The organism is Marinobacter albus (genome assembly GCF_030238305.1).
In the GTDB taxonomy this organism is placed as follows: domain Bacteria; phylum Pseudomonadota; class Gammaproteobacteria; order Pseudomonadales; family Oleiphilaceae; genus Marinobacter; species Marinobacter albus.
In genome coordinates, this window is record NZ_JASSQD010000003.1 from 87,238 (window position 1) to 100,132 (window position 12,895).

At 57.7% G+C, this 12,895-nt stretch carries 13 protein-coding genes; all 13 read right to left on the minus strand.

What is annotated here, in order from left to right:
* Positions 1-8 precede the first annotated feature (8 nt).
* Entirely contained in the window at positions 9-800 is a 792-nt protein-coding gene (gene lpxA / locus QQF73_RS15295; RefSeq protein WP_219868219.1) for an acyl-ACP--UDP-N-acetylglucosamine O-acyltransferase, read from the minus strand.
* Positions 800-1,237 (minus strand): 3-hydroxyacyl-ACP dehydratase FabZ, encoded by a 438-nt coding sequence (gene fabZ, locus QQF73_RS15300; protein WP_219868220.1) that lies wholly within the window; start codon positions 1,235-1,237, stop codon positions 800-802. Before fabZ ends, lpxA begins: the two co-directional genes overlap by 1 nt.
* A gap of 11 nt (positions 1,238-1,248) precedes the next feature.
* Positions 1,249-2,274, minus strand: a complete 1,026-nt coding sequence (gene lpxD / locus QQF73_RS15305; RefSeq protein WP_285368719.1) for a UDP-3-O-(3-hydroxymyristoyl)glucosamine N-acyltransferase — start codon at positions 2,272-2,274, stop codon at positions 1,249-1,251.
* A 39-nt stretch (positions 2,275-2,313) separates the two neighbouring features.
* Positions 2,314-2,811 carry an OmpH/Skp family outer membrane protein gene (locus QQF73_RS15310; protein WP_219868222.1) on the minus strand — a complete coding sequence of 166 codons (498 nt, stop codon included), beginning with the start codon at positions 2,809-2,811 and terminating at the stop codon, positions 2,314-2,316.
* Positions 2,812-2,853: 42 nt separating this feature from the next.
* Positions 2,854-5,172, minus strand: a complete 2,319-nt coding sequence (bamA, locus tag QQF73_RS15315) for an outer membrane protein assembly factor BamA (protein ID WP_219868223.1) — start codon at positions 5,170-5,172, stop codon at positions 2,854-2,856.
* A 44-nt stretch (positions 5,173-5,216) separates the two neighbouring features.
* Positions 5,217-6,566 (minus strand): RIP metalloprotease RseP, encoded by a 1,350-nt coding sequence (rseP, locus tag QQF73_RS15320; RefSeq protein WP_285368720.1) that lies wholly within the window; start codon positions 6,564-6,566, stop codon positions 5,217-5,219.
* A 47-nt stretch (positions 6,567-6,613) separates the two neighbouring features.
* Positions 6,614-7,798: a 1-deoxy-D-xylulose-5-phosphate reductoisomerase gene (ispC, locus tag QQF73_RS15325; RefSeq protein WP_285368721.1), complete on the minus strand. Its 1,185-nt coding sequence runs from the start codon at positions 7,796-7,798 to the stop codon at positions 6,614-6,616.
* A gap of 2 nt (positions 7,799-7,800) precedes the next feature.
* Positions 7,801-8,640 (minus strand): phosphatidate cytidylyltransferase, encoded by an 840-nt coding sequence (locus QQF73_RS15330; RefSeq protein ID WP_219868226.1) that lies wholly within the window; start codon positions 8,638-8,640, stop codon positions 7,801-7,803.
* A 22-nt stretch (positions 8,641-8,662) separates the two neighbouring features.
* Positions 8,663-9,433 carry a polyprenyl diphosphate synthase gene (gene uppS / locus QQF73_RS15335; protein WP_219868227.1) on the minus strand — a complete coding sequence of 257 codons (771 nt, stop codon included), beginning with the start codon at positions 9,431-9,433 and terminating at the stop codon, positions 8,663-8,665.
* Positions 9,434-9,499: 66 nt separating this feature from the next.
* Positions 9,500-10,057 (minus strand): ribosome recycling factor, encoded by a 558-nt coding sequence (frr, locus tag QQF73_RS15340; protein WP_285368724.1) that lies wholly within the window; start codon positions 10,055-10,057, stop codon positions 9,500-9,502.
* A 77-nt stretch (positions 10,058-10,134) separates the two neighbouring features.
* Positions 10,135-10,863, minus strand: coding sequence for a UMP kinase (gene pyrH, locus QQF73_RS15345; protein ID WP_008170379.1), 729 nt, complete (start codon positions 10,861-10,863; stop codon positions 10,135-10,137).
* A gap of 183 nt (positions 10,864-11,046) precedes the next feature.
* A complete protein-coding gene (gene tsf / locus QQF73_RS15350; RefSeq protein WP_219868229.1) occupies positions 11,047-11,916 on the minus strand; it encodes a translation elongation factor Ts in 870 nt (289 codons plus the stop codon).
* A 91-nt stretch (positions 11,917-12,007) separates the two neighbouring features.
* A complete protein-coding gene (gene rpsB, locus QQF73_RS15355; protein ID WP_219868230.1) occupies positions 12,008-12,760 on the minus strand; it encodes a 30S ribosomal protein S2 in 753 nt (250 codons plus the stop codon).
* Positions 12,761-12,895 lie beyond the last annotated feature (135 nt).

Sequence of the window (12,895 nt, forward strand, 5' to 3'; positions counted from 1 at the left end):
CCGCCAGATTAGCGGATGATGCCGCGGTGGGCTCCACGCAGGGAGTCGATGAGAGGGTTAATTTCGGGGACATCCCGATAAGCACTGGTCAGTTCTTCCACCGCCTGTTCAGTCGTCAGGCCCTGGCGATAGATCACTTTGTACGCTCTGCGTAAGCTGAGCAGGACTTCCTTGCTGAAACCTCGGCGCTTCAGACCCTCGACGTTCATGCCGTGAGGCTGAGCTGACTGGCCGCTCGCCATGACATAGGCGGGAATATCCTTGAGTACAATGCTGCCACCGGCCGCCATGCTGTGGGGACCGATGTTACAGAACTGGTGCACCATGGTGCCGCCACCCAGAATGGCAAAATCACCCACGTTGACGTGGCCGGCCAGGGTCGCACAGTTGGCAAGAATGGTGTTGTCGCCAACGACGCAGTCGTGGGCCACATGCACGTATGCCATCAGGAGATTACCACTGCCGATACGGGTTTCTCCACGGTCCTGGATAGTGCCCCGGTGGATAGTGCAGTTCTCGCGGATAACGTTGTTGTCGCCGATCGTCAGAGTCGTCGGCTCACCAGCGTATTTCTTGTCCTGACATTCCTCTCCAATACTGGAGAACTGGAAAATCCGGTTGTTCCGACCGATTACGGTCGGCCCTTTCACAACCACGTGGGACAGGATCTCGGTGCCATCCCCTATTTCAACGCCAGGGCCAATGTAACTCCAGGGACCAACGGTCACGTTGTCACCGAGTTTGGCTGATGGGTCTACAATCGCTTGAGGATGAATACCCGACCAGTCACTTGTCGCCATCAAACTTCTCTCTCAGCGGTCAGTATCTCTGCCACGCACACGACTTCACCGTCGACCAGTGCCCGACAATCGAATTTCCAGATGCCACGCTTGCCTGAAATCAGTTCCGACTCCATACAGAGCTGATCTCCCGGCAGCACAGGACGCTTGAAGCGGGCCTTACTGGAACCAGCGAGGTATTGTACCACGCCGTCTGCCGGTTTCCGTTCTACGGTCACAAAACCGAGAATGCCAGAAAGCTGCGCCATGGCCTCGATGATCAGCACACCCGGCATGATCGGATTATTCGGGAAATGGCCCTGGAAGAATGACTCGTTGAACGAGATATTCTTGTACCCCTTGATCAATTTTCCCTTTTCAACCTCCGTTACCCGGTCCACCAGCAGGAACGGATAACGATGCGGCAGGTATTCCATGATTTCGTCAATTCGCATCATCTTGATCGGCCTCAGCCCTCTAATTTCTTTTCCAGTTCTTTGATCCGTCGTGCCAGGTCATCCAGCTGCCTGAAGCGCACCGCATTCTTTCGCCATTTGCGGTTGGTATCCGCACTGGTGCCGGAGGAATAGACTCCCGGTTCCCGGATATCGCCGGTTACCAGGGTCATACCGGTCAGATGCACCTGGTCTGCAATTTCGAGATGCCCCGCTACCCCGGACGCTCCCCCGAAGACACAATGTCGCCCTATGCGGGTGCTACCGGCGATACCTACCATGGCCGCCATGGCACTGTGGTCACCAATCTGCACGTTGTGAGCGATCTGTATCAGATTGTCGAGCTTCACCCCGTCGCCGATAATCGTGTCATCGAGTGCGCCCCGATCTATGGTCGTATTGGCGCCGACTTCGACGTCATCACCCAGCACCACTCGGCCCAGTTGGGCAATTCTCTGCCAAACACCTTTCTCGTTGGCAAAACCAAAACCATCAGAACCGACCACGGCGCCACTCAGGATATGGCAGCGCTGCCCCACGACCACATCGTGGGCAAGCGTTACCCGGGGACGAATAACTGTCCCTGCACCCACACGGGTGCGGGCGCCGATCACGGAACCGGCGCCAACCACCACCTTTTCGCCGATTTCCACGTCGGCTTCAATAACGGCATTGGGACCGATTGATGCGCTGCCCGCCACTCGGGCACTGGCGTCCACGACGGCTGACGGATGAATGCCAGCTTCCGATACGGGTTCAGGGTCGAACCAGTGGCTCAGGCGAGCGTAGCCCAGGTAAGGATTGTCCAATAACAGGACATTGGTCGTGGCGTTTCCGGCGGAAGCCGGCGACATGATGACTGCGGAAGCCTGGGTGTCTGCCAGATATTTGGCATAGGAAGGGTTAGCCAGAAAGCTGATCTCGCCCGGCTTCGCGGCCTGCAGGGTTGCGAGCCCAGTCACATGAACATCGGGGTCTCCCCGGAGTTCGGCTCCCAGCGCTGCAGCAATTTCTTCGAGCCGAAAGGACCTCTCTGTCATTACTTGCTCCATTACGTTCCGGGGACTACCCCACCAGGGTTAACGGTTCAGCTTTTCGAGCAGCTGCGGGGTGAGGTTCATTTCCGGCTTCACGTAGACCACGGCTTCGCTGGGTAGAATCAGATCAAGGTCGTGTTCTTCGAGCAATTCTTCGACGGCGGCGTCAACCTCGGGACGGGCCTGCTCCAGGAACGCCTGCTTTCGCTGCGCCACGGTGCTGTCCAGACGCTGTTTCAGGAAATTGAACTCCTTGACCTTTTCCTGGAACTCGCCGGCCAGCTTGTTGCGCTCGCTCTCGTTCATCATCGCGCCGTCTTTTTCCAGACGCTCCTTCAACTGACGAGCTTCCTCCTGCACTTCCCGCACTTTGGCTTCGTCACCGGCGAAATCCTTCTGAAGGGTCTCGCTGAAACTCTTGGCATCGTTTGATGAGAACAGCGCCTGGCGCAGATCAACGACACCGATACGGGTTTCGGCCATTGCCGGGAACGAGAGTGCCATCAAGGCAGCCGCAACCATTATTAGAATTCGAGACATCGGTATTCTCCTTGTTTCATCCATTATTTTTTTCGTCATTCGTCAGAACGTCTGGCCCAGGGAGAACTGGAACACCTGGGTATCATCACCAGTCTTGTCGTTCAGAGGTTGCGCAAGACTGAAGGCCAGCGGACCAACTGCAGTAATCCACTGGAAGCCGACACCGGCGGACAATCTCACCTCATCCAGGGTCGGATCAAAGCCACGGTCGGTGTCGAAGACCTGGCCGGCATCAACGAAGAACGCTGTGCGCATGGAGCGGCTGTCGCCGGCAAACGGCGTCGGGAAAATCAGCTCCAGACTGCCCTCTGTGAGCAGGTTACCACCGAAGGGATCCGGCTCAGACAGATCATTCGGGCTGTTGGTTGCCCTCAGACCCAGTGAGTTCGCCTCATAACCACGAACGGAACCATACCCACCGGCATAGAAATGCTCGTAGAACGGCATCTGAGTGCGATCCTTGTAGCCATCACCATAGCCGATATCGGTTCGGGCGCGCACTATCCAGCGGCCCGAATCGGTCAGCGGCTGATAGAAATCGGTCTTGTGGCTCAATTTATAGAAGGTCAGATCACTGCCGGGCACCGCGACATCCAGCGACACGGAATGACTGTAACCGTCGCTCGGCAACACACCCCGGTTCAGGGTGCTGCGCCGCCAGCTTCCGAACAGGAAGTAGTTGTCGAAGGAATCGCCCTCTTCATCAATAAATTCCAGAACTTCCTGGGAGGTAAACGCCCCTTCCTTGATGTTGGACCGAGTATAACCAAGACCAAAATTCAGACGCGTGATGTTATCCGTTGGATAGCCGAAGGTCACCCGGCCGCCATACTCGTCCAACAGGTATGACGAAATGTCTTCTTCCTCGTAATCGGTCTCGCGCGCAAACAGGCTGAAACCGCGACTCACACCGTCCACCGTGTAGTAAGGGTCCAGGTAGGAAACGTTGGCGCTCTTGACGGAATCACTGACGTTGACCCCAAACGACACGCGCTTGCCGGTTCCGAAGAAGTTGTTCTCCGACACGTTCGCGCCGAGGATCACCCCGGAGTCCTGGGAGAAGCCGACAGAGGCAGACAGGCTGCCGGTGGGCTGCTCTTCAACGCTGTAGTTCACGTCCACCAGATCATCGGTACCCGGCACCGGAACCGTCTCTACGTTCACCGTCTTGAAGAAGCCGAGGCGCTCAAGTCGGGTCTTGGAGAATTCAATGCGGTCAGACGATGCAATGCCGCCTTCCATCTGGGTCATTTCCTGACGCAGGACATCATCACGGGTGGATACGTTGCCGTCGAAATTCACCCGGCGCACATAGGCGCGCTTACCAGGCTCAACAAAGAAGGTGACCTCAGCCGTGTTGTCTTCTCCGGGCTCGGGGACCGCATTCACATTGGCAAACGCGTAACCCTCACGCCCCAACCGGAATGCCAGCGCCTCGGAAATCGCGGTCATGCGCGCCCGGGAGAACACATCCCCCTCTTCCACCGGAATCAGTTTTCGCAGCTCCTCCTCACCGACAATCAGGTCGCCGCGCAGATTGATTTCAGAGATGGTGTACTGCGGCCCCTCATTCAGGGCAATGGCAATAAAGACCTGCTGTTTGTCCGGAGAGATCGATACCTGGCTGGACTCCACGTTGAAATCCAGATAGCCGCGGTCAAGGTAGAAGGATCGCAGGGATTCAAGGTCACCGCTCAGCCGTTCACGGGCATACTTGTCCGCGTTGGTGATGGAATTCCACCAGCTGCTGGTCTGGAGTTCGAACAGGTCAAGCAGTTGTTCGTCCTCAAAATCCTCATTGCCTACTATGTTGATGTGATGAATGGCCGCAACGGTACCTTCGTTGATTTCCAGACGAATCGAGACCCGATTCCTTGGCAATTCTTCAGCTGTTGCCTTGACCCGCGCGTTGTAACGACCCTGAGCAATGTAGGAGCGAAGAATTTCCAGCTCCAGCCGCTCAAGTGTGGCGCGCCGGAACACCTGCCCTTCCTGAAGACCGGCTCCGGACAATGCGTCCATGAGCATTTCGGTCTCGATGTTCTTGTTACCCTCGATCTCGATGTCGCTGATGGAAGGCCGCTCACGGACCGTCAGAATCAGAACGCCGGCATCTCGGCTGGCTTCAATATCGGTAAAGAGACCGGTTCCAAACAGGGATTTGATTGCATCGGCGAGTTCGGCAGGATCAACCTGCTCGCCGATGTTGACGGGAAAGGCAGAAAAAACGGTACCTGCAGATACCCGTTGCAGGCCTTCAACCTCAATGTCCGCAACCGTGAATTCATCTGCAAGAGCTGGCTTCATGCCGGTCGTGGCTAAAGCGAGGCCAATGGCTACACCTAGAAGAGAACGTCTCATTCAAATATTTCGCCTGGTTAATGCGCGTAAGGAGCTCGCAATTCTCACAACCGCATCAGGTCGTTGTAAAGAGCAAACACCATTAATGTGAGAATCAGTGTCATACCAATTCGTAACCCGAGCGCCTGGGCCTCCTCGGAAAGAGGCTTCCCGCGAATGGCTTCAATGGTGTAGTAGACAATATGGCCACCATCGAGAACCGGAATTGGCAACAGGTTAAGGACACCCAGACTGATACTGAGATAGGCCAGGAACCGGACAAAATCCTCGAATCCGGAACTGACGCTGGCCTCGGCAACCCTGGCAATGGTAATGGGCCCGCTGAGGTTCGTCGGTGACAGCAGTCCCGTAACCATCTTCTTGATCGCAACGAGCGTCAGGCGGGTATCCGCCCAGGTTTCGCTGACCGCGTTGGGAATGGCGGCCAGCGGCCCGTAGCTCACATCCCGCAACACCTCGTCGGGCCAGGTAACCGGTTGCACGCCAGCGCCCAGGAAACCAATGGTTTCGCCTTCTTCCGCGACTTTCGCTTCGGGCGTTACCTCGATCGTGCGCTCAGCACCCTCCCGCTCAATCGTCAATGCCAGCGTCTGCTGCGGGGAACTCCGGATAAGGTCCACCAGTTCGAACCAGTTACCGATCGGTTCACCATCAACCGCCAACACCTGATCACCCGGACGCAGACCTGCCTGCTCGGCCCGACCGCCATCGGAAATCTGCCCGAGAACCGGAGGAACGTCCGGGCGCCAGGGCGTAATACCAAACTGCCCCAGCGGGTTTGGCGATTCATTGCTCAGACGCCAGCCCCCGAGCTCACCGGAAATGGTTCCACGGGCTCCGCTATCGGACACCTCGATAGCGATTTCACCGCGCTCACCCGCGCGCTCCAACAAGCGCATGTTAACGTCCCGCCAGGACGTGACCCGGTGCCCGTCGACCGCATGCAGTTCCATGCCTTCCCGAAGCCCCATGCGCTCCGCCACGGTATCCGGGGCGACATCACCAACAATCGGCGCGACCGCCGTTACGCCGACAATGCCCAGCAGCCAATAGGCGAAGAGTGCGAACATGAAATTGGCCACAGGCCCTGCCGCCGCAATGGCAATGCGCTTGGACGGCGGTTTGGACGTGAACGCCTGGTCCTCCAGTTCCTCTGGAACCGGCCCTTCCCGGGCATCCAGCATTTTGACATAGCCACCCAGCGGTATCGCAGCGACGGCAAATTCCGTCCCATGGCGGTCGTACCAGGAGAACAGCGGCTTGCCGAAACCCACTGAGAATCGGAGCACCTTCACGCCACAGCGACGGGCGACCCAGAAATGGCCATACTCATGAAGCGTGACGAGGATCCCGAGCGTCAGCGCAAGTGCCAGAATGGTTTCGATTATCTGCATAGCATTCCCGGTTGATGGCTAGAGCGAGACAGAAACTGCGATGAATTTCAGACAGTTAACAAACCGATCTGTTCCCGCGCCCGCTGCCTGGCCTCGGTGTCCTTGGCGAAAATGGTTTCAAAACTGTCCGCGGGAGCCACCGCGGTGGCGGCCAGCGTCCGCTCTATAATAACGGGGATATCGGCAAAACACAGGTTACCTGCCAGAAAGGCTGACACCGCCTCCTCGTTCGCGGCATTCAGGACAGCGGGCGCAGTACCGCCGGCGTCAAACGCCTCGGCCGCGAGCCTCAGGCACGGAAAGCGAACCAGGTCCGGACGCTCAAAATGAAAACGGCCAATGGAAAACAGATCCAGCGGCGCTACACCGGCGTCAATGCGCTCGGGCCAGGCCAGACCGTTGGCAATCGGCGTTCTCATATCCGGACTGCCCAACTGGGCAAGAACGGAGCCGTCCACATACTCCACCATAGAATGGATAATACTCTCGGGATGGACGTGCACTTCGATTCGTTCCGGCGTGGTATTGAACAGCCAGCAGGCCTCAATCAGCTCCAACCCCTTGTTCATCAGGGTGGCGGAATCCACGGAGATTTTCTGCCCCATTGACCAGTTGGGATGGGCGCAGGCCTGCTCGGGAGAAACCGCCCGCAATGCCTCGGCACTGTGCTCCCGAAAGGGACCGCCCGATGCCGTCAACAGGATTCGCGAAATACCGGCACCCTCGGGATCCCGAATCCGATCGGAGGGCATACACTGGAAAATCGCGTTGTGCTCCGAATCAATTGGCAGCAACTCCGCACCGGATTCAGCCACGGCATCCATGAACAGCTTACCCGACATCACCAGCGCTTCCTTGTTCGCCAGCAACACCCGCTTGCCAGCGCGCGCGGCGGACAGCGTCGGAGGCAGGCCAGCCGCCCCCACAATGGCTGCCATTACGGTGTCAACCTGAGCCGAGGAGGCCACCTCGCACAGCCCCTCGGAACCGGAGAGCACCCGAATTGCAGGAAGGTCGGACAGCAGCTCGGCAAGCTCGTCCGCCGCCTTGGGATCGGCCATCACCGCCACTTCGGGGCGGAATTCACGACACAGGGTAGCCAACTCGCGAGCGCGGGTGCCGGCAGTCAGTGCGTAGACCGAGAAACGGTCGGGATGACGCCGGATAACATCCAGCGTACTCAGACCAATGGAGCCCGTGGCTCCCAGAATTGTCAGGCGGCGCGTGACCATGGTTACCATTGCCCGGCGGTGAGCCAGCCAAGTTGGGTGATGATCAGGGCAAACACCGGTATGGCAACCGTCAGGCTGTCGATTCGATCCATGATCCCCCCGTGACCCGGCAGCAGCTGGCTGCTGTCCTTGATTCCCCGAAAACGCTTCAGCATGCTTTCCAGCAAGTCTCCCAGGACGGAAACAAGGCCTGTCGCCAGACTGGCAAGAACCAGAAACACGGTCTCAGATCCGCCAGCAGAGGCCAACAGACTGACAAGGATGGCGAAGACGCCAACCGCGACCAGACCACCCCAGACCCCAGCCCAGGATTTACCGGGGCTGACCCGGGGCGCCAGTTTGGCCTTTCCGAAGGCTCGCCCGGCGAAATAGGCGCCGATATCGGCGACCCAGACGACACAGAAGACGTAGAGGATGGCCCACAAGCTGTTGGTGACGGCGCCAAAGTCGAGTCCTCCGGTTCGGAGGTGATTGAGTCCCACCCAGGCCGGGACAAGCACCAACAGCCCCATGACCGCCCGCACCGGCACACTACCCCATCGAGAGGACCCGGCAGGATAACTGCGGACCATCAGGAAGCAGGCAGCCCACCACAGCACCGCCAGCCACAGAACAGCCACCGCCGGCACATTAAGCAGGCCAAACAGAACCACCGCCGTCACGGCGGCATAAACCACCCGGCCGACCTGCCCTTCAATGCCGGACATATTGGCCCACTCCCAGGCTCCCAGCGTGATGATTGCACCGGTAAAAAGGGCAAAACCCAGCGGTGGCAGAAAAAAGATGCCGCCGATGGCAATCGGAGCCAGTATCAGCGCTGTAATAATTCGGGTTTTTAACACAGTGATGGTCGCTATGGGTTCATTATTGTTGTGATGCCTTGGCAGCGATCTGGTCGTCGGTCTGGCCGAAACGGCGTTGACGTCCAGCGTATGCCTCAAGTGCCTTACGCATCTCATCAGCTTTGAAGTCCGGCCAGTAAACCGGCGAGAAATACAGTTCGGTGTAGGCAAGATGCCAGAGCATGAAATTACTGATTCGCTGCTCACCGGCCGTCCGGATCATCAAGTCCGGCATGGGCAGGTCGCCAATGCTCAGATGCTGTTGTATGAGGTCATCGGTGATGTCCGAAGGCTCGATCTGCCCTGCCCGCACCTTGGTGGCAACCTGCCGGGTTGCCTGAGCGATATCCCAGTGCCCACCGTAATTTGCCGCGATCACCAGCGTCATGCGGGTATTGTGCTGGGTAAGCTCTTCCGCCTCTTTCATGTGCTGCTGCAACAGGGAACTGAACGCCGTGCGATCCCCGATGATCCGGAGGCGGATATTGTTGCGGTGCAGCTTGCGGACTTCCCGCTCAAGCGCAAAGAGGAACAGCTTCATCAACGCTGACACTTCGTCCTGCGGTCGACGCCAGTTTTCACTGGAGAACGCGAACAGGGTAAGCACCTCAACCCCTTCACGACCGCAGGTTTCCACCACAGCCTTGACCGCATCGACGCCCGCCTTATGTCCGGCCACCCCGGTCAGGCGGTGCTGTTTCGCCCACCGATTGTTACCGTCCATGATAATCGCCACGTGCCGGGGGCTACTGTCCGCCGACACCGGAATCTCTGCGGATACCGTTCCCGTCATGAAATCCTCTGCTTGGCCGGGAGGCATTGCCCCGGCCATCGTTCGCTTACAGATCAACCCAGGCGGTCAAACCGCCATCAGGTCCTCTTCTTTTGTCTTCAGGGCTTTCTCGACTTCCGCGATATATCGGTCAGTCAGCTTCTGGATCTCGTCCTCACCCTTGCGCTCATCGTCTTCGGTGATTTCCTTTTCCTTTAGCAGTTCCTTGATCATGCTGTTGGCATCCCGGCGAGCATTGCGGATGGAAACCCGGCCATGCTCGGCGTCGGCTTTCGCCTGCTTGACCATATCTTTCCGGGTTTCTTCCGTCAGCATCGGCATCGGTATACGAATCAGGTCACCGCTGGTGGCGGGATTCAGCCCCAGGTCAGAACTCATGATCGCTTTCTCGATGGTCGGAACCAGGTTCTTCTCCCAGGGGGACACCGCCAGCGTCCGATTATCCTCAACGTTAATGCTTGCGACCTGCTTCAGCGGCGTTTCCTGGCCGTAGTAATTGACCATTACGCCGTCCAGAATGGAAGGGTGAGCCCGGCCCGTGCGGATCTTGTTGAACGCCGCGTGGAGAGCGTCCAGGCTCTTTGTCATTTTCTTCTCGGCTTCTGCTTTGATGTCATTAATCACTTCAGCATCCTCAATTCGTTCGTCAAATCAATTCGTGCCATATGGTCTCAGCGCTGCTTCAGCCCCGAAACGCCTGCTTATTCGATCAGTGTACCTTCTTTTTCGCCAGTCACGATGCGGGTCAGGGCGCCGGCGCGGTTCATATCGAACACTCGCAGCGGCATGCCGTGATCGCGCGCCAGACAGATGGCGGTCAGATCCATGACACCCAGCTTCTTGTCCAGGACTTCGTCATAGGTCAGGTAGTCGTATTTTTCCGCGGAGCTGTCCAGATGCGGATCAGCGGAGTAGACGCCATCGACTTTGGTCGCCTTGAGCACGGCATCCGCTTCGATTTCAATGCCACGGAGGCAGGCTGCGGAATCAGTTGTGAAAAACGGGTTGCCGGTGCCGGCACAGAAGATCACCACGTCGCCGTCTTTCAGGTCTCGAACCGCACGGCGCCGGTCATAATGCTCGACGATGCCGCTCATGGGAATGGCCGACATGACCCGGGTACGGATGTTCGAGCGCTCCAGGGCATCGCGCATGGCCAGACCGTTCATCACGGTCGCAAGCATTCCCATGTGATCACCGGTCACGCGGTCCATGCCGGCCGCATTCAGGGCGGCGCCGCGAAACAGGTTACCGCCACCGATAACGAGGCCAACCTGAACGCCGATGCCGATCAGGGCGCCAATCTCAAGGGCCATACGATCAAGAACTTTGGGATCAATGCCGAAATCGTGCTCCCCCATCAGGGCCTCGCCACTGAGCTTGAGCAGAACACGCTTGTATCTGGGCTGGGTTTTCGATGATGTCGGCATGGTGATCCCCTTTTCGTCTGTTGGCTGCTGTCCGGCGTAAAACGCGTCGCAGGCTTGTATCTGACATACTCCTCAAAAAAAGGGGTATCTCAGATACAAGCCCGCCACGAAAGCCAGGCATTCCTGACTAACGTGGCAGACTCAGATGACACTGGGGCCGACGCCACAGTGCCGAAAGAAAGATCAGGCCTTGCCTGTGCCAGCTGCAGCAGCAACTTCGGCGGCAAAGTCCACTTCTTCTTTCTCGATGCCTTCACCCACTTCCAGGCGAACAAAACCGACCAGCTCGCCACCGGCAGACTTGATCAGTTCGCCCACGGTCTGGTCCGGGTTCTTGACGAAAGGCTGTTCAACAAGGCTGTTTTCCTTGAGGAACTTCTTGATGCGGCCGCCCATCATCTTCTCGACGATTTCGGCAGGCTTGCCTTCCATATCCGGCTGGGCCTTGATGACGGCTTCCTCTTTCTCCAGCTCTTCAGCAGGCATATCTTCCGGCTTGCCAACGCGCGGGTTAACAGCGGCCACGTGCATGGCGATGTCGCGGGCCACTTCTGAATCACCGGCAGTCAGGGCAACAACAGAAGCGATCTTGTTGGTGCTGTGGACGTATCCACCAACAACCGGACCTTCAACCTTCACGATGCGACGAACTGTGATGTTCTCGCCGATCTTCTGAACCAGCGCCTCGCGCTTGGCTTCCAGATCACCGTCCATCAGCTTGGCAACGTCGGTTTCGCCTTTCTCGAACGCAACGTTCAGAACGTCGTTAGCAAAGTTCAGGAAGTTATCGTCACGCGCGACGAAGTCGGTTTCTGAGTTCACTTCCAGAATGTAGGCAACGGTGTTGTCGTCGGAGATCTTAATCAGAGACACACCTTCAGCGGCGGTACGGCCAGCCTTCTTGGCGGCTTTCAGGCCGGAAGACTTGCGCAGCTCTTCAATCGCGGCGTCTACACTGCCCTCAGCCTCAACCAGAGCTTTCTTGCACTCCATCATGCCAAGGCCGGTACGCTCACGCAGCTCTTTGACCATTGCAGCGGTAATTGCAGCCATGTTCAATCCTCTCAACTGTTCCGAATTCGGTAGGACGTGTGCCCGAAGCACGTTCGGGCACACATTACATCTCAAACGTGAAGCTGACGCGTTACTCGGCGGCCGGAGCAGCGCCTTCCGCGTCTTCGCTGACTTCAACAAACTCGTCAGCGCCCGCGCCGGCAGACTGAGCCGCTTCGACACAGGTATCAGCAACGGCCTTCACGTAGATCTGGATCGCACGGATGGCATCATCGTTGCCCGGAATCACGTAATCAACGCCGTCCGGATCGCTGTTGGTATCAACAACGCCAATGACAGGAATGCCCAGCTTGTTGGCTTCCTTGATGGCGATACGCTCGTGATCAACGTCGATCACGAACAGCGCGTCCGGCAGACCGCCCATGTCCTTGATGCCGCCGATAGAACGCTCGAGCTTATCCATCTCACGGGTACGCTCAAGGGCTTCTTTCTTGGTCAGCTTGTCAAAGGTGCCGTCTTTGCTCTGGGCTTCCAGATCGCGGTAACGACGGATGGACTGACGGATGGTCTTGTAGTTGGTCAGCATGCCACCGAGCCAGCGGTGGTTAACGAACGGCTGGCCAGCGCGCTCTGCTTCTTCCTTGACGATCTTGGCCGCTGCACGCTTGGTGCCAACGAACAGGATCTTGTTCTTGTTCTCTGCCAACTGCTGAATGAAGTTCAGCGCGTCGTTCATGGCAGGAACAGTCTGCTCAAGGTTGATGATATGAATCTTGTTACGGGCGCCGAAGATGAACTTCGACATTTTCGGGTTCCAGTAGCGGGTCTGGTGACCGAAGTGAGCACCTGCCTTCAGCAGGTCACGCATATTTACCTGAGCCATGATATTTACCTTTTAGCTTCGGGTTAGTCCTCCACGCGTCCGATTGACCCAACCCGCCTTCATCTAAGCTGAAGGGAGGCACCCTGGGACAACGTGCCGACACGTGTGCGAATTTGCCGGATTCGTTTCCGGCGG

What these genes read in the sequence shown, in the direction of transcription:
- lpxA (WP_219868219.1), bottom strand. Translation starts at nt 800, where the DNA reads ATGGCGACAAGTGACTGGTCGGGTATTCATCCTCAAGCGATTGTAGAC.
- fabZ (WP_219868220.1), bottom strand. Translation starts at nt 1,237, where the DNA reads ATGATGCGAATTGACGAAATCATGGAATACCTGCCGCATCGTTATCCG.
- lpxD (WP_285368719.1), bottom strand. Translation starts at nt 2,274, where the DNA reads ATGACAGAGAGGTCCTTTCGGCTCGAAGAAATTGCTGCAGCGCTGGGA.
- QQF73_RS15310 (WP_219868222.1), bottom strand. Translation starts at nt 2,811, where the DNA reads ATGTCTCGAATTCTAATAATGGTTGCGGCTGCCTTGATGGCACTCTCG.
- bamA (WP_219868223.1), bottom strand. Translation starts at nt 5,172, where the DNA reads ATGAGACGTTCTCTTCTAGGTGTAGCCATTGGCCTCGCTTTAGCCACG.
- rseP (WP_285368720.1), bottom strand. Translation starts at nt 6,566, where the DNA reads ATGCAGATAATCGAAACCATTCTGGCACTTGCGCTGACGCTCGGGATC.
- ispC (WP_285368721.1), bottom strand. Translation starts at nt 7,798, where the DNA reads ATGGTCACGCGCCGCCTGACAATTCTGGGAGCCACGGGCTCCATTGGT.
- uppS (WP_219868227.1), bottom strand. Translation starts at nt 9,433, where the DNA reads ATGACGGGAACGGTATCCGCAGAGATTCCGGTGTCGGCGGACAGTAGC.
- pyrH (WP_008170379.1), bottom strand. Translation starts at nt 10,863, where the DNA reads ATGCCGACATCATCGAAAACCCAGCCCAGATACAAGCGTGTTCTGCTC.
- tsf (WP_219868229.1), bottom strand. Translation starts at nt 11,916, where the DNA reads ATGGCTGCAATTACCGCTGCAATGGTCAAAGAGCTGCGTGAGCGTACC.
- rpsB (WP_219868230.1), bottom strand. Translation starts at nt 12,760, where the DNA reads ATGGCTCAGGTAAATATGCGTGACCTGCTGAAGGCAGGTGCTCACTTC.